This window comes from Oribacterium sinus (assembly GCF_014202695.1).
GTDB classification, from domain to species: Bacteria; Bacillota; Clostridia; order Lachnospirales; family Lachnospiraceae; genus Oribacterium; species Oribacterium sinus.
In genome coordinates this window covers 16,062-32,545 of the sequence record NZ_JACHHH010000003.1, presented here as the reverse complement: position 1 = coordinate 32,545, position 16,484 = coordinate 16,062, and the positions used below count along the sequence as shown (strand labels likewise).

17 protein-coding genes are annotated in these 16,484 nt (G+C 44.4%); all 17 read left to right on the top strand.

The features are described from left to right. The first annotated feature begins 23 nt into the window (after nucleotides 1-23). The gene (locus HNQ46_RS03500) at nucleotides 24-533 is read left to right on the top strand and encodes a CarD family transcriptional regulator (RefSeq protein ID WP_007157853.1); all 510 of its coding nucleotides are present in this window, start codon (nucleotides 24-26) and stop codon (nucleotides 531-533) included. Nucleotides 534-870: 337 nt separating this feature from the next. Continuing rightward, the gene (locus HNQ46_RS03495; protein ID WP_183683080.1) at nucleotides 871-1,272 is read left to right on the top strand and encodes a GtrA family protein; all 402 of its coding nucleotides are present in this window, start codon (nucleotides 871-873) and stop codon (nucleotides 1,270-1,272) included. Between the two features lie 12 nt (nucleotides 1,273-1,284). After that, nucleotides 1,285-3,951 (top strand): YfhO family protein, encoded by a 2,667-nt coding sequence (locus HNQ46_RS03490; RefSeq protein ID WP_183683076.1) that lies wholly within the window; start codon nucleotides 1,285-1,287, stop codon nucleotides 3,949-3,951. A 3-nt stretch (nucleotides 3,952-3,954) separates the two neighbouring features. Next, on the top strand, nucleotides 3,955-5,289 hold the full coding sequence (gene argH, locus HNQ46_RS03485; protein ID WP_183683073.1) for an argininosuccinate lyase: 1,335 nt from the start codon (nucleotides 3,955-3,957) through the stop codon (nucleotides 5,287-5,289). A gap of 278 nt (nucleotides 5,290-5,567) precedes the next feature. Beyond that, the gene (locus tag HNQ46_RS03480; protein ID WP_183683070.1) at nucleotides 5,568-6,812 is read left to right on the top strand and encodes an argininosuccinate synthase; all 1,245 of its coding nucleotides are present in this window, start codon (nucleotides 5,568-5,570) and stop codon (nucleotides 6,810-6,812) included. Nucleotides 6,813-7,178: 366 nt separating this feature from the next. After that, nucleotides 7,179-7,814: a cyclodeaminase/cyclohydrolase family protein gene (locus HNQ46_RS03475; protein WP_183683067.1), complete on the top strand. Its 636-nt coding sequence runs from the start codon at nucleotides 7,179-7,181 to the stop codon at nucleotides 7,812-7,814. 39 nt (nucleotides 7,815-7,853) lie between these two features. After that, nucleotides 7,854-8,699, top strand: coding sequence for a bifunctional 5,10-methylenetetrahydrofolate dehydrogenase/5,10-methenyltetrahydrofolate cyclohydrolase (locus tag HNQ46_RS03470; protein WP_183683064.1), 846 nt, complete (start codon nucleotides 7,854-7,856; stop codon nucleotides 8,697-8,699). Between the two features lie 447 nt (nucleotides 8,700-9,146). After that, complete coding sequence (gene rsxC / locus HNQ46_RS03465; protein WP_183683061.1) at nucleotides 9,147-10,493, top strand: electron transport complex subunit RsxC; 1,347 nt, start codon at nucleotides 9,147-9,149, stop codon at nucleotides 10,491-10,493. Further along, complete coding sequence (locus HNQ46_RS03460; RefSeq protein WP_183683058.1) at nucleotides 10,494-11,432, top strand: RnfABCDGE type electron transport complex subunit D; 939 nt, start codon at nucleotides 10,494-10,496, stop codon at nucleotides 11,430-11,432. 1 nt (nucleotide 11,433) lies between these two features. Next, complete coding sequence (locus HNQ46_RS03455; protein ID WP_007157841.1) at nucleotides 11,434-12,042, top strand: RnfABCDGE type electron transport complex subunit G; 609 nt, start codon at nucleotides 11,434-11,436, stop codon at nucleotides 12,040-12,042. A 9-nt stretch (nucleotides 12,043-12,051) separates the two neighbouring features. Further along, nucleotides 12,052-12,762: an electron transport complex subunit RsxE gene (rsxE, locus tag HNQ46_RS03450; RefSeq protein ID WP_183683055.1), complete on the top strand. Its 711-nt coding sequence runs from the start codon at nucleotides 12,052-12,054 to the stop codon at nucleotides 12,760-12,762. Next, complete coding sequence (locus HNQ46_RS03445) at nucleotides 12,759-13,373, top strand: electron transport complex protein RnfA (RefSeq protein ID WP_183683052.1); 615 nt, start codon at nucleotides 12,759-12,761, stop codon at nucleotides 13,371-13,373. Before rsxE ends, HNQ46_RS03445 begins: the two co-directional genes overlap by 4 nt. A 12-nt stretch (nucleotides 13,374-13,385) precedes the next feature. Beyond that, a complete protein-coding gene (locus HNQ46_RS03440; protein WP_007157838.1) occupies nucleotides 13,386-14,273 on the top strand; it encodes an RnfABCDGE type electron transport complex subunit B in 888 nt (295 codons plus the stop codon). 373 nt (nucleotides 14,274-14,646) lie between these two features. Beyond that, a complete protein-coding gene (locus HNQ46_RS03435; RefSeq protein ID WP_007157837.1) occupies nucleotides 14,647-14,907 on the top strand; it encodes an AtpZ/AtpI family protein in 261 nt (86 codons plus the stop codon). 42 nt (nucleotides 14,908-14,949) lie between these two features. Beyond that, the gene (locus HNQ46_RS03430) at nucleotides 14,950-15,381 is read left to right on the top strand and encodes an ATP synthase subunit I (protein WP_007157836.1); all 432 of its coding nucleotides are present in this window, start codon (nucleotides 14,950-14,952) and stop codon (nucleotides 15,379-15,381) included. Nucleotides 15,382-15,384: 3 nt separating this feature from the next. Next, nucleotides 15,385-16,146, top strand: coding sequence for a F0F1 ATP synthase subunit A (locus HNQ46_RS03425; protein WP_183683049.1), 762 nt, complete (start codon nucleotides 15,385-15,387; stop codon nucleotides 16,144-16,146). A 26-nt stretch (nucleotides 16,147-16,172) separates the two neighbouring features. Then, a complete protein-coding gene (gene atpE / locus HNQ46_RS03420) occupies nucleotides 16,173-16,454 on the top strand; it encodes an ATP synthase F0 subunit C (protein ID WP_007157834.1) in 282 nt (93 codons plus the stop codon). Nucleotides 16,455-16,484: the final 30 nt, after the last annotated feature.

The following is a 16,484-nucleotide window of genomic DNA, read 5'->3' as shown; positions in this document are numbered from 1 at the left end:
TCTCAATAGAATAGGAGGAGAAAATGTACCAGTCAGGCACGTATGTGGTTTATGGCTGTAAGGGTGTCCATAAGATTATCGGAACGACACACCTGAATTTAGAAGGAATTCCAAAAGACAAAGAATATTATATCTTGCAGGCAGTAAAGAAACCGGATGGTGCCGTATATGCTCCGGTAGAGGCAGGCAAGACCAATATGCGCTCGGTAATGACCAGAGAGCAGGCGGAAAGCTTTATGCTTGGTGTGGAGAACATTCATGCTTTACAATGTAAGACGCCGAAACAGCGGGAAGAGAATTGCAGAGACAGCATCAAAAGCTGTGCGCCGGATGCGCTGTTACAGGTTATCAAGACCTTGATGGAAAGAAGAGTGGAACGGGCAAGACAGGGGAAAAAACTTACTCTTTTGGACTTACACTTTATGGAGCAGGCAGAGGATATTCTTTATGAGGAGCTCTCCATTTCTCTCAGCATTCCCAGAGTGGAAGTGGAAGAAAGAATCCATGCCCATTCTCCCAAGAAGGCCGGCTAGAGTATAGAGTCGATGGAGAAGTCGCCAAGGAATGATGGAAGGAAAGTAAAGGAATAAAAAAGTAAAGGCAGTAAGAAAGTAAAGTCAGTAAGAAAGTAAAGCAATAAGAAAGTAAAGGCAGTAAGAAAGCAAAGGCAGTAAGCAAGTAAGGGATACATAGCTTTACAAAAACAGCTTTGGCGCAGGGATAATCTTAGCCCCTACGCCGGGGCTGTTTTTTTTGTAAAGCGTTTTATTTTCCTCGACTTCCCTATCCCTTCTTGCTTTCCCTTCCCTCTTTTCGTATACTAGGCATGTTCAAAAACTAAGAATAGAATTTAAGGTGTTAAAAAATATAATGAATAAGCAATTATTAGAAAGTATACGATATCTTGTAATGGGGATTCTCACCACTTTAGTGAATTACGTGATTTATCACGCTCTGGATCTTCTTTTGCAAAAGCAATCTATTTCTCCTTTTTTTTCCTATAAAATATCCTATGGGGTTGCCTTCTTCCTGGCGGTGGTCTTTGCCTACTACGGAAATAAGTTTTTTGTCTTTCAAAAAACGGAAAAGAAGGGAATTCAGGAATTTCTTTCTTTCTTTTCCCTGAGAGTGTTTTCCGGCATAGCCAGTTTTTTCCTGCTGGTATTTTTTGTGGATATTTTACATTTTTCCCATGGGCTGGGATGGCTGGGTAGCTCGGTCATTAATCTGGTGGGAAATTACTTTGCCAGCAAATTTTTGATTTTTAAGTAAGGAGAAAATGCTATGAATAAAGAGAGAAGCGCTTTCGAGAAAATCCGTTTAGGAAAGCAGGAAATCATTTCCTTCCTGCTCCCCCTTCTGGCCATGTTGGGGATTTTTGTGGCAAAGGGAGTATTTCCATTTGGAAAAGAAAGCTTTTTGCGTACGGACTTATATCACCAGTACGCTCCCTTTTTTCAGGAATTTCAAAGAAAGCTGCAATCCGGGGAATCTTTACTCTATAGCTTTCATATAGGTCTTGGCAGCAATTTTATTGCTTTGATTGCCTACTATCTGGCCAGTCCTTTAAATTGGTTTATTTTGCTTTTTCCTAAAGGCTTGGTGATTGAGTATGTAAGCTATCTGGTGCTTCTGAAAATTGCGCTGACAGGAGCGACGGCTTCCCTGTATTTTCGTTATCATTTTCAGAAAAACAGTCCTTACTTTATTATCTTTGCATTGTTTTATGCCCTGTCCGGTTACATTGCGGCCTATTCCTGGAATGTAATGTGGCTGGATTGTGTACTGCTTTTCCCTTTGATTCTCCTGGGCTTAGAGCGAATGATGGATAGAGGAGAGGTAGGGCTTTATACGGTAAGCTTGGCACTTTCCATTCTTTCCAATTATTATATCAGCATTATGATCTGCCTTTTTTTGGTGGTATATTTTCTGTTCCAGTTTTTCTTTATCCTTCGGGAAAGAAGACAGGGGATTTTTCTCATTCTTTTTCGCTTCGGCCTGTATTCCTTGTTGGCCGGGGCAATGGCGGCGGTTTTTCTGCTCCCGGCCTATTTTGCCTTGCGCTTTACCGCCTCTTCCAGCATTTCCTTTCCGAAGACCTTTACCCAATACTTTGGCATTATCGATATGCTTGCCAGACAATTTGCCTTTGTGGAAACGGAGCAGGGATTAAAGCATTGGCCTAATATTTATGCAGGGACTTTGTTGCTCTTCTTAATTCCCTTGTACTACCGAAATCAAAGCATTTCCCTTTCTCGAAAATGCTTTTACGCTATCCTGAGCATTTTCTTCTTTTTAAGCTTTTCTATCAATGTTTTGAATTTTATCTGGCATGGCTTTCATTATCCCAACAGCCTGCCTGCAAGACAGAGCTTCTTATACATTTTTCTCCTCCTTACCCAGGGGGCGGAGCTTATGGTGAAGCGTAAAGGCAATACGAAAAAAGACTATAGTCTTTCCTTCTTCCTTTGCTTTGTTTTTGCGCTTTTGTGCCAGAAGCTGATTACGGCGGAGGGCTTTCACTGGTCTGTCTTCTATATGGGTATGCTCTTCAGCTTTTTGTACTACCTTCTTTTCGTGCTGGAGAAAAAAGCATTTACCCCAAGAAGCTTTTTCTATACCTTATTGGCTCTTTGCTTTATAGAAGCTACGGCAAATATGGCGGTAACCTCCGTGCCCACCACCAATCGGGCAAATTATCTGGAGGGACAGAAGGAAACGGCTACGCTGCTTTCGGAAGTGAAGCTGGAGGACTCCGATTTTTACCGTGTGGATAGGGCGGACCGAAAAACCAAGGATGATGGAGCTCTTATGCAGTATCCCAGTGCCTCTATTTTCTCCTCCACGGCCTACGGAAAAATGTCTGAGGTTTATACTCTCTTGGGAATGGAAGCTTCCACCAATGCTTACGCGATTAATGGGGCCACACCCTTGATGAATAGTCTTCTTTCGGTCAAATATCTGATTACTAAGGAAGAATTGAAGAATGGGGAGGAGCAGGGGCTGGCTTATTGGACAGGAGAGGGAGACTATCGCCTGTATGAAAATACCCAAACACTGCCTGTAGGCTTTGCTTTAAGCGAAGAGGAGCTGAATCAGTGGAATGAAAAGGCGGGAACTCCGGCATTGGTACAAAACAGTATTTCCGAATCTTTGACAGGGGAAAATGCTCTGGAAACCATTCTGGGAGAAAGAGAAGGAGAAGATTACAGTTTTACTGCAGACGAGGAAGGTCACTATTTTGCCTATGTGAATAACACGAAGGTGGAAGAGGTTAAGGTGCAATTTCCGGAGAGAGAAAAAAGCTATGACCATGTGGATAGAGGGTATTTGTTGGATTTAGGCTATCTTTCAGCCGGAACGGAAGTAAAGCTCAGCTCCAAGACGGAGGGGCAGAGCATGGATGCCACCGTGTATCGTTTTCACTATGATGTACTTTCCGATTTTGTGGAAGCTTTGTCCGGACGAGGATTTAAGCTTGGTAAAATGAATGCAAGAACGATAGAAGGTACTGTGCAGGCTAAGGAAGAGGGCAAGGTTTTCTTCAGTATTCCCTATGATCCGGGCTGGAAGGTCACAGTAGATGGAAATCAGGTGGAGCCGGAGGCAATATTTACGGGATTTTTGGGCGTGCCCGTATCGGAAGGACAGCATGCCATTCGTTTACAATATACGCCGGAGGGCTGGAGATTCGGACTCTTATTAAGCTTTACGGCGATTCTTTTCTTTGCAGCATTTCTCTTGATTCGGAAGAAGCTGGGGTCGGCACCGAAAAGCTTGGAGCACCCTGTAGCGGAGAACCTGCGGGTGAAGATTCCCCATGATAAAATTCCTAACGGAAGAAGTCGAAAGAGAGGCCACAGTCCCTATCCTGTAAAGGTTTATACCGGCAGACTTCCCAGAGGAAGAAAGCGGGGGCTGGAACTGGAAAAAATGGATGTAAAGGAGTAGCGGATGAAATTATGGGGTGGAAGATTTACGGAAAACGTGGATGAGTTGGCACAGGCCTTCAATGCCTCTCTCCCCTTTGATAAGCGTTTAGCTATGGAAGATTTGGAGGGCTCCCTTGCCCATGTTAAAATGCTTTCCAGGGTGGGGGTTCTCACGGAAGAGGAAGGTCGGAAGATCCAAGAGGGCTTGGAAGGGATTCGAAAGGATTTACAGTCCGGGAAGCTTTTGATAGAAGGGGATGCGGAGGACATTCATTCCTTTGTGGAAACGGTTTTAATTCACAGAATCGGAGAGCTGGGGAAGAAATTGCATACCGGCCGCTCCCGAAATGACCAGGTAGCACTGGACATGCGTCTTTATGTACGGAGAAACAGTGAAGAATGCAGAGGGTATCTGGAGGAATTACTTGCCGTCATTGAAAAACTCATGGAGAAGCACAGAAGAGATATTATGCCGGGCTTTACCCATTTGCAAAAGGCTCAACCAACTACCATCGCTCATCACTTCGGGGCCTACAAGGAAATGTTTTTAAGAGACAGGAGTCGTCTTTTGGACGGAGAGAAGAGAATGAATTTCTCTCCCTTGGGCGCCGGAGCTTTCGGCGGCACCACCTATCCTCTGGACCGGGAAATGGTGGCAAAGGAGCTTGGCTTTACCGCTGCTACGGAAAATTCCATGGATTCCGTTTCGGATCGGGACTATTTGATTGAATATCTATTCTGCCTATCCATGATTAGTATGCATTTATCCAGACTGTGTGAGGAAATTATTCTTTGGAACAGCAACGATTATGGCTACATCCGCTTGTCCGACAAATATTCCACAGGCTCCAGCATTATGCCCCAGAAGAAGAATCCGGATATGGCGGAGTTGATTCGGGGAAAAACCGGAAGAGTTTACGGCAATCTCTTTTCTCTTCTGACCACCATGAAGGGACTGCCTCTGGCCTATAACAAGGATATGCAGGAGGATAAGGAGGTGGCCTTCGACAGTATGGACACCCTGCAATTTTGTCTTCGCGTCATGGCGAAAATGCTGGAAAGCATGGAATTCCGTTTGGAACGCCTTCGGGAAAGCGCGAAAAAGGGCTTCAGCAATGCTACGGATGTGGCAGATTATCTGGTGAAAAAAGGCATGCCCTTCCGTACTGCCCACGGTGTTGTGGGAGAGTTGGTTTTGTACTGTGAGAAGGAAGGAAAGGATTTGGAAGAGCTTTCCTTGGAAGAGTACAGGAAGTTTTCCGATTTAGTGGAAGAGGATATCTATGATGCTATTTCTCTGGAAAGCTGTGTAAAGAACAGGAAGACCAAAGGAGCTCCCGGAGCGCTTTGGGATTAATAAAAAAGAAGATGTAAACGTAAGCTTGTTTGCATCTTCTTTTTTTATTTCCCGGGCTCTGAAAAAAGAATACTTCGGGAACTATCGAAATGAGGAGAAATATTCTCTTGGGAGAAATTATCATTCTCTATGGAGGAATTAATATTCATACAAAAGGAATAATAGTGGATATAAATGAATAAATATGCTTGACATATGAATAAATATCTATTATTCTAAGCTGGTCTTGAAGGTAGAGCAGCGTTTTTGGAGAAGATGGATTTTTGAAAGGAGTCAATATGGGAAGCATGATACCGGAGGGAAATACCAAGGGGGAGAAGATTATTCTGGCTTATTCCGGAGGTCTGGATACCACTGCCATTATTCCTTGGCTGAAGGAGAACTTTGGCTATAAGGTCGTTTGTGTCTGCGTGGATGTGGGGCAGGAAGAGGAGCTTTCCGACCTTCCGGAACGGGCGAAGCTGTCCGGAGCGGAGAAACTGTATATCGAGCATATTCAGGATGAATTCTGCGAGGAATATGTTCTTCCCTGTATTCAAGCCAATGCCTGCTATGAAAATAAATATCTTTTGGGAACTTCCATGGCTCGTCCGGCTATTGCCAAAAGATTGGTGGAGATTGCCAAGAAGGAGGGGGCTAGCGCCATTTGTCACGGAGCTACCGGAAAGGGTAACGACCAGATCCGTTTTGAGCTGGGTATTAAGGCTTTAGCACCGGAGCTGCATATTCTTGCCCCTTGGCGGATGACAGAGCTCTGGACTTTTCAGTCCAGGGAAGATGAAATGGCATACTGTAAGGAAAAGGGCATTGACCTGGCTTTTGGAAGCCATGAGAATTCCTACAGCAGGGACAGGAATCTTTGGCATATTTCCCATGAAGGCTTAGAGCTGGAGGACCCGGAGACAGAGCCTAATTATGAGCATCTTTTAATGCTCTCCGTAACACCTCAGAAGGCACCGGATCAGGAAACCCCTCTATCCATTACCTGGGAAAAGGGAGTGCCGGTGGCATTGAATGGGAAGAAAATGTCCTTGAAGGAGATGATTGAGGAACTGAATCACCTGGGGGGAAAGAACGGTATCGGCATTGTGGATATCGTGGAGAACCGCGTGGTGGGGATGAAGAGTCGTGGAGTTTACGAAACTCCCGGCGGAACCATCCTTTTGGAAGCCCATAAGCAGTTGGAAGAGCTGATTTTGGATCGGCAGACCATGGAAATGAAGAAAATAGTGGAAGAGAAGTTTTCTCAGGTGGTTTATGAAGGAAAGTGGTTTGCTCCTCTTCGGGAAGCTTTACAGGCCTTTGTAAAGAGCACCCAGGAGAAGGTATCCGGAGAGACCAAGATGAAGCTTTACAAGGGAAATATCATAAAGGCCGGAACCTCTTCTCCCTATTCTCTTTACAATGCTTCCCTGGCAAGCTTTACCACGGGAGATTTATACGATCATAAGGATGCCGGGGGCTTCATCACTCTTTTCGGACTTCCGGAGCTGGTAAGGGCTTTACAGGATAAGAAAGCGTAAAAGGAAGTTTTTCATAAGAATAAATTCTTTCCTTCGAAGAATAATAAAGCAAAATACTGTGTGAAGGTTCCAAGCTGGTGGAGGAAGAGGGCTTGGAACCTTGCTTTGTGTTTAGGCCTGTTCTCCCTGTATCGTGTCCTGTCTTTGTTACTCATGAGATTTGGGGGACCATATTACATTGAGAAAGCTTGTGCAAAACAGATAATTTATGCAAAACAGAAAATTTGTGTAAAACAGAAAATTTGTGTAAAACAGAAAACTTGTGTAAAACCGAAATATTATGCTAGTATAAACAGCAAAATTATAGGATATAGGATTTGTATGTTATAGAAGTCTATTAAGGGCCGAGTGTAGGAGGGGAAAGCTATGAAAGAGCAGAAGCAAGAAAGCATTGTTCAGTATTTAGAGGCTCTTTCTTCCAAGAGCCCTATTCCCGGGGGCGGCGGGGCGGCAGCGCTATCGGCTGCATTTGCCTTTTCTCTGGGAATGATGGTGGGAAATCTTACATTGGGAAAGAAGAGCTATGCGGATTTTAAGGATGAGTTGGAAGGAATCATGAAATCTCTGGAGGAGGCAAAGCAGAAATCCCTTGCTTTGGAAGCAAGGGATGAAGAGGTTTTCCTGCCCCTGTCAAAGGCATATTCCTTACCCAGAGAAACAGAGGAAGAACAAAAGATTTATAGAGAAACTATGGAGAACTGTCTTATAGAGGCATCTTTGGTACCCACAGAACTTTTGGAGCTATGTTTAGAGAAGATTCCATTATTTGCCCGATTACAGGAGAAGGGATCCCGAATTGCCCTGTCGGATGTTGGGGTGGGGGCCGGCTTCCTGAAGACAGCCATGGAAAGTGCCATACTAAATGTATATATTAATACCAAAAGTATGCAGAATCAGGAAATCAAGGCGAAAAGAGAGGCAGTTTGCGATAGGGCAAGAACGGGCATTTCTTTGCTGGAAGAGATTATTCAGGCGGTAGAAAACGTGGTAAGAGGATTATAAAGACTTAATTTCAAATGGGGAAAGGAGTAGTAAGGAAGTATGGAAGAATTATTGGGAAAACCGGTGGCGGAAGAAATAGAGAAGGAATGTGTGGCCTTTTTGGCGGAAAGACCCGGGGTGATGCCGGCTTTGGCGCTTATTCGTGTAGGAGAAAGGACGGCGGATGTTACCTATGAGAAGGCCATTAAAAAGCGTTTTCTATCCTTCGGATTGGAAGTAAAGAGCTATCAGCTTCCGGCGGATTGCAGCAATGAACAGTTTCAGGAGGTTATTCAATTTTTAAATGGAGATGAAGAGATTCACGGAATCATGGTATTTCGTCCCCTTCCCTCTCATTTGGATCAGGAAACAGCCTTCAGAATGATTAAAAGAGAAAAGGATGTGGAAGGGGTCAGCAGAGAGAATATGGCGGGCTTGATTTTAAAGGATGAAAGTGCCTTTGCGCCCTGCACGGCACAGGCGGTTATGGAAATGTGCCGTTTTTATAAGATTCCTCTGGCGGGAAAGGAAGTTTGCATTTTGGGGCGTTCTTTGGTAGTGGGAAGACCCTTGTCCATCTTGATGACCAATAAGGATGCCACGGTAACTCTCTGCCACAGTAAAACGAGTAATATAAAAGAAGTGACTAAGCGAGCGGATGTTTTGGTTTGCTGTATGGGAAAAGCAAAGGCAATAGGCTCTTCTTATTGTAAGGAGGGGGCTACGGTAATCGACGTAGGAACCAACCGGGATGAAAAGGGAAATCTTGTAGGAGATGTGGATTTTGATACTATGTCAACCGTTGCCGAAAAGATTTCTCCGGTGCCAAGAGGCTTGGGCGCTGTAACTACTGCGGTATTGGCCAAGCAGCTTTTGAAAGCCTACCGTTTACAGGAGAAGGGATAAGGGCCTGTAAAAAATCAAAATAATAAATAGATTTTCGGCAATATAGGTCTAAATGAGAGGTAGTCTGAGCCCGTCGGTACTTGCGAAAAACAAGAGAATCGAAGTTTTTCGCTTAGTATCCGCTACGTGGCGAAGCTAGCGAGAGCGTGCCCCTAATTTAGACCTATATTGCTTAGAAAACTATTTTGATTTTTTTACAGCCCCTTCTTTCTATTTTCAGAAAATTTTTAACAGAAATAGAAAATGAAAGGGAAGTCTTCAAGAGCTATTGACAAAAGTTTGACAAAAAAATTTTTTGGCATTTGTACAAATATCATAAAAATAGTAAGAAAATATAGGGGAATTCTATGCACAAAATTCCGTGCATAGGGTTCTCTTTCTTTGTTTTTAAGAATCTTCATAGTATAATAAGAATTGTCTATGAGGAAGATTTTGGGAGGTATAAGAATGGGTGTTACCACTTTTAAGGGTGGCGTTCATCCCTATGACGGAAAGGAATTGGCAATGGACAAGTCCATTGTTGATTTGCGTCCTGAGGGGTTGATGGTTTATCCACTTTCGCAGCACATTGGAGCCCCTGCCAAGCCCTTGGTACAAAAGGGAGATCGGGTTCTTTTAGGACAGAAGATTGCAGAGGCCAACGGATTTATTTCCGCACCTGTTATTTCTTCTGTTTCAGGTACCGTTAAAGCCATTGAGAAGAGACTTACCGTAGGGGGAGCTATGGTGGAATCCATTGTGGTGGATAATGATCAGCAATACGAATCCATTCCGGGCTTTGGAGAGAAACGGGACTATCATAACTTGTCTCGGGAAGAAATTGTGAGCATTGTAAGGGACGCAGGCATTGTGGGCTTAGGAGGTGCCGGTTTTCCTACTTTTGTAAAGCTTAGTCCGAAGGAAATCGATAAGATTGACTTATTTTTGGTAAATGGGGCAGAGTGTGAGCCTTATCTTACCTCCGATTACAGAGATATGATGGAGATGCCGGAGAAACTGATTGGCGGTTTACAGGTAGTCCTCTCCATTTTCCCAAATGCCAAGGGAAAGATTTGCATTGAAGACAACAAACCGGAAGCAATCAAGCTTTTGACGGAAAAAGTTAAGGGCATGGACAATATTGAGGTAGTAGCCTTAAGAACCCGTTATCCCCAGGGGGGAGAGCGTCAGCTGATTTATGCTGCCAGCGGAAGAAAGATTAATTCCTCCATGTTACCGGCGGATGCGGGGGTTGTAGTGGACAATGTAGACACCGTTGTGGCTATTTATGAGGCGGTTTGCGAGTCCAAGCCTTTGGTTAGAAAGATTTTAACCGTAACCGGAGATGCGGTAGCAAGTCCCGGTAACTTCCGTGTACCCTTGGGAACCAATTATCAGCAGGTGATTTCTGCCGCAGGCGGTTTTTCGGAGGATCCGGAAAAGGTGATTTCCGGAGGGCCCATGATGGGCATGCCGCTTTTTGTGCTGGATATTCCTGTGACCAAGAACTCCAGCTCTATTTTGGCGTTTAAGAAAGACCCGGTAGCGGAAGAGGCTACCACTCCCTGCATTAACTGCGGCAGATGCGTTACAGCCTGCCCGGAGAATTTGATGCCTACATTGATGATGGTGGCTTCTCTTCAAAAGAACACGGAACGCTTTGAAAAGCTTTACGGTATGGAGTGTATCGAGTGCGGATGCTGTTCCTATGTCTGTCCCGCAAAGCGTCCTTTAACCCAGGGCTTTAAGCAGATGAAGAGAAAAGTCAATGCAGAGAAGAGAGCAAAAGCCGTAAAGGCCCAGGGAGGTAAATAAATGAAACTTTTACATCTTTCTGCGAATCCCCATGTGCGTGACAGGGTGACTTCCGCGGAATTAATGAGAGACGTTGTGATTGCCATGCTTCCCACTGCTATTTACGGCGTTTTACAGTGGGGATTTCACGCTCTATTGGTGGTGGTACTCACCACTTTGATGGCGGTATTTACAGAGTTTGCCTATCAGAAGGCTATGAAGCAGCCTGTGACGGTTAACGACTGGTCTGCTGCGGTAACCGGTATGATTTTGGCCTTAAACTGTCCTCCCGGAATTCCCTATTGGATTCCTATGTTGGGATCCGTGTTTGCCATTATTGTGGTAAAGCAGCTTTACGGAGGATTGGGGGCCAACTTCATGAACCCGGCCCTGGCGGCTCGTTGCTTCCTGCTGATTTCCTTTGCAGGAAAGATGACTGCTTTCAACAATGCAGGGGCAGACGGAATTGCCACCGCAACCCCTCTTGCAATTTTAAAAACAACTCCGGATGCCAGCATGAATCTGATGGATATGTTTGTGGGAAGAATTCCGGGAACCATCGGAGAGGTATCCAAGATCTGTCTTTTGATCGGTGCTTTATACCTGATTGTTCGGAAGGTTATTTCTCCTAAGATGCCTTTGATTTACATCGGAACCGTAGCGCTGTTTACCCTGATCTTCTCCGGAAGAGGATTTGATATGCATTACCTTGCTTCCGAAATCTTAGGAGGCGGACTGATTTTCGGTGCCTTTTTTATGCTGACAGACTATGTATCTTCTCCCATTACTCCCAACGGACAGATTGTCTTTGCGGTGCTTGTGGGAATTTTAACCGGATTGTTCCGTCTTTTCGGCGGTTCTGCAGAGGGCGTTTCCTATGCGATTATTTTGAGCAATATTTTGGTACCGACAATCAATAACATGACGATACCGAAGGCATTTGGCAGGGAGGGAAAGTAAGATGAAAAAAGATTCCTTTATGAAAGACGCCTTAGTGCTTACTGCCATTACCTTAATCTCCGGACTGCTTTTAGGCGTGGTATACGGAATGACGAAGGATACCATTGCCAATGCCATTAAAGAAGCAACCAACAAAGCCTACAAGGTGGTTTTGGATGCTGCGGATTATGACAGTGAGGAACTGAAGGATACTTTACAGAAGGCTACCGAAGAAGGAACTTTGGCAACGGATAACGGCGGTGCAGAGCTGACGGATGCTATTGTGGCTAAGGATGCTTCAGGGGAAACTGTAGGATATGTGCTGAAGGGACATGCAGCAGGCTACGGCGGTCCCGTTGTAGTGGTTGTAGGTGTGGATAAAGACTTAAAGGTTACCGGAATTTCTTTCCCGGAAACCTTACCGGAGACGGCAGGTCTTGGACAAAAAGCAACTCTTCCCGAGTTCTACAAGCAGTTTGCCGGGAAAACTACAAAGATTGCCGTGAAAAAAGGCGGCGGTGCAGGAGAGAACGAAATCGATGCGATTTCCGGTGCTACCATTACCAGTACGGCAGTAACCAATACGGTAAATGCATCCACGGAATTTGTGGAAAATTACGTTTTAAAGTAGGAGGGGGAGATGAATAAATACATAGAAAGATTATATAACGGTATTATCAAAGAAAACCCTACCTTCATTATCATGCTGGGAATGTGTCCTACCTTGGCAACCACCACCAGCGCGATAAACGGATTGGGAATGGGATTGTCCACCACGGCGGTATTAATGTTTTCCAATATGCTGATTTCCGCCCTTCGTAAAACTATTCCGGAGCGTATGCGTCTTCCGGGAGAAATCGTGGTAGTAGCATCTCTGGTTACCATTGTTCAACTTTTGATTCAGGCCTATGTACCGGCTTTATATGAGGCTTTGGGTATCTATATTCCTTTGATTGTAGTTAACTGTATCATTTTAGGAAGAGCGGAGTCCTATGCCTTGTTTAACGGTCCGGCTTTGTCCTTCTTTGACGGTCTTGGTATGGGTATCGGATTTACCATGGCCTTAACCATTATCGGATCCGTAAGAGAGTTAATCGGTGCAGGAACCATCTTTAACTTCAGATTGATTCCGGAGGCCTACAGCATCAGCATTTTCGTACTGGCTCCCGGTGCCTTCCTGGTTCTTGCGGTTCTTACGGCAATTCAGAACAAGTTGCGTCTTCCTTCCGCAACCAACGGAGATGCTCCGGAGGAATTTGTTTGTGGCGGAAACTGTATGGGCTGCTTCTCCGATTGCAAGGAAAAAGCTCCTGAAAAGAGTGAAGTAGAGAAGAAGGAGGCGGCAGTATGATTGATTTGCTATTGATTGCCATTAAGTATTCCCTGGTTAGTAACGTAGTGCTTTCCCAATTCTTGGGAATCTGTCCCTTCCTTGGTGTGTCTAAGAAGACAGAGTCCTCCAAGGGTATGGGAGGAGCGGTAATCTTCGTTATCGTGATTGCCTCTGTAATTACCCATGGCATCTATGTTGCCTTCTTGGCGGCTTCCAGCCCCCTTTGCAAAGCTTTGGGGCTAACGGATGGTCTGGAGTATCTGAATACCATTGTGTTCATCCTGGTTATTGCGGCGCTGGTACAGTTTGTAGAGATGTTCTTAAAGAAGAATGTACCTTCTCTTTATGAGTCTTTGGGAGTATACCTTCCTCTGATTACCACAAACTGTGCGGTATTGGGTGTGGCCTTGAATAATGTTTCTTATGGCTATAATTTTGCCCAGAGCTTAGTTTACGGACTGGGAATTTCCGTAGGTTTTGCTTTAGCATTATTGCTGATGGCGGGAATCCGGGAGAATATCATTGAAGGAAATGATAGAATTCCCCGTTCTTTCCAGGGGTCTCCCATTGTCCTGGTTACCGCAGCCCTTATGGCGATTGCATTCTTCGGCTTTGGCGGATTGATTTAAGGAGGATTGAGTATGAGTCTAATGACAACATTGGTCCTGGTTGCCGCCGGTTTAGTGGGTGCAACAGGTTTGATTTTGGGCGTATTTTTAGGAGTGGCCTCCGAGAAATTCAAGGTGGAGGTGGATGAAACAGAGGCGAAGATTCGTGCGGCACTTCCGGGAAACAACTGCGGTGCCTGCGGATTCCCCGGCTGTGACGGCTGTGCTAAGGCTATGGCATTGGGAGAGGCTCCTGTAACACAGTGTCCGGTAGGAGGAAGTCCCGTAGCGGAGAAGATTGCGCAAATTCTTGGCACCGGAGAGGTGTCCATGGACCAGGAAAAAAAGGTTGCCCATGTACACTGCCAGGGATCCTGCTCCAAGACAAAGCAGATTGCCAGCTATACAGGTATTGCCGATTGCAATGACTTGGCGGTGGTTCCGGGAGGAACGGAAAAGTCCTGCCCATACTCTTGCTGTGGCTATGGCTCCTGCGTAAAGGTCTGTGCCTTTGATGCTATTCATGTGGTGGATGGTGTTGCCATTGTGGATAAGGAGAAGTGTACAGCCTGCGGTGCTTGTATTAAAGCTTGCCCCAAGGCGTTGATTTCCTTTGTTCCTTATAAGAAGAAACACATTGTTTCCTGTAAGAATCTCTTAAAGGGCAAGGCGGTAAAGGATAGCTGTTCCATCGGCTGTATTGCCTGTGGAATTTGTGAAAAGAATTGCCCCTTCGATGCCATTCATGTCCTGAATGATTTGGCGGTGATGAATGAAAAATGTACCGATTGCGGTATTTGTGCCCAGAAGTGTCCCACTTCCGCCATTACCGGTAAAAGGGTGAAGAAGGTAGAAGCAAAGGAAGCTCCCGTACAGGAAAAGAAGGAAGAGGCTAAGGAAGCTCCCGTTTCCGCAGGCTAAATGCAAAAGATATCTTTATCATCATCAGGATATGGCAGAAAAGAGTATTTCATAAGCATAAAGAAATAAACTGAATAAAAATTTTCATAAAACTCTTTTAAAACTTACAAAAGTAGTCGATAAAGTATCTGTTGTGAAAATTTTCATAAAAAGGGAACTGTCCCGAAAAGACAAAATAAGAAAGAAAATTACAGTAAAAAGTACTAAAAGTAAAAAAGAACTACCATAAAATTTGCTTTTGCTTTGAAAGAAATTGTAAAAGTTTTTTTCTTAACAATATTGTCTATTTCTCAGGGCTAGTGTAGAATCCTCTTTATATGGAAAATGGCAACGGGAATTATCTCGTAAGTGAGCAATCAAGGAGGAGAGCGGCATGAAGGAATGGTCAAAGGCATTCAGAAATCTAACGATTCTGAGTCAGTTTGGATTATCCCTTGCAATGCCGCTTTTATTATGCTTATTTGTGGCATATCAATTAAGAGAGCACTTTCACCTTTCTTACTGGATATACCTGCCTGCATTTTTCTTCGGTCTTGCGGCTTCCTTTATGACAGCCTATAAGTTTTATCTGTCTGTTTCCGAGAAGGAGAAGAAGCAAGAAACAAAGGATAGAGCTTTTAACCAACATCGTTAGGAAGCTCCGACTTTAGCTTTTACATTAGAAAGGATAAGAAAAATGAAGGTACAATCTACTGTGAAAAAAGAAACTGTGCAGATTGCTGTGCAGTGCGGAATAGCTTGCCTTGTGCTGCTAATCTGTTTTTTCTTTCTTCATATAGCAAAACCGGAAATAGTCAGCTTTGATTATAAGGTGATTCTTTCCGCCGTATTGGGAAGCTTTGTGGCAGTAATGAATTTTTATCTCATGGGGATTACTGTTCAGGAGATTGTCAACACGGAAAATCAGGAGGATGCTTACCAGAAGATGAGAGCATCTTACCGAAACCGTACCATGCTACAGTTGATTTGGATTGTGATAGCGCTAATCGCTCCCATTTTTAACGCCGTAGCGGGTATTGTTCCCTTACTTTTTCCGGGAGCATTTCTGAGAATACGAGGGGTTCTCGACTGGAAAAAGAATACGAAAACACAAGGAGGTGAAAACTAGAGTATGAATTTTGATATTTCTGGAGCAAAAATATTCCTTAAAATTCCTACAGGAATTCCTTTCCTAGGAGATTTTCTGCTTTCGGAAACCCTAGTGGTCAGCTGGATAGTTATGGCGATTATCACCGGACTATGTATCTTCCTTACCCGAAATCTGCGGGTGGAAAATATTAGTAAACGACAAGCCATTGCAGAGCTGATTGTAGAAAGTGCCAACAACTTAGTGCGCAGTAATACGGGAGGAACCAAGTTTGATAAGATGATTCCTTTTGTGGCAGCCCTTTTTGGCACCAGTATCGTTTCCAACTTAATCAGTTTGACCGGATTACGAAGCCCTACCGCAGATCTGTCCACAGAGGCAGCCTGGGCACTTACGGTTTACGTAATCATCATTGCCAACAAGATTAAGGCAGGTGGAGTTATTGGATTTTTGAAGGGATTTACCCAGCCCATTCCGGTTATGACGCCGTTTAACATCCTTTCGGATGTGGCTACCCCCATTAGTATGGCATGTCGTCATTTCGGTAACATTTTGTCAGGAGTGGTTATCAGTGGTTTGATTTATGCATCATTGACCATTGCCTCTTCCGCAGTTTTGGGATTGATTCCCGGTGTTGTAGGAGATTTTCTATCAAACATTCCTATTTTTGCAGTGGGTCTGCCCGCTATCGTAGGATTTTATTTTGACTGGTTTTCCAGTGCCATGCAGGCATTTATTTTTACCATGTTGACGATCATGTATATCGCCAACGCAGCAGAAGGATAAACAAATTAATTTAGGAGGACAAGAAAATGAGTGAATTTCAGTTTTTAGCAAGAGGTATTGCATTAGCAGGATGTGGAATCGGTGCAGGTGCTGCATTAATCGCCGGTATCGGACCCGGTATCGGAGAAGGTAACGCTGTAGCTAAGGCTTTGGAAGCTATCGGAAGACAGCCCGAGTGTAAGGGTGATGTTACTTCTACCATGTTATTAGGTTGTGCGATTGCCGAGACAACCGGTATCTACGGATTCGTAACCGGTCTTCTTCTGATCTTCGTTGCTCCCGGTATGTTCATGAATTTCTTAAAGTAAGAACAATTACGAAGCAAAGCGAAGAAAGGA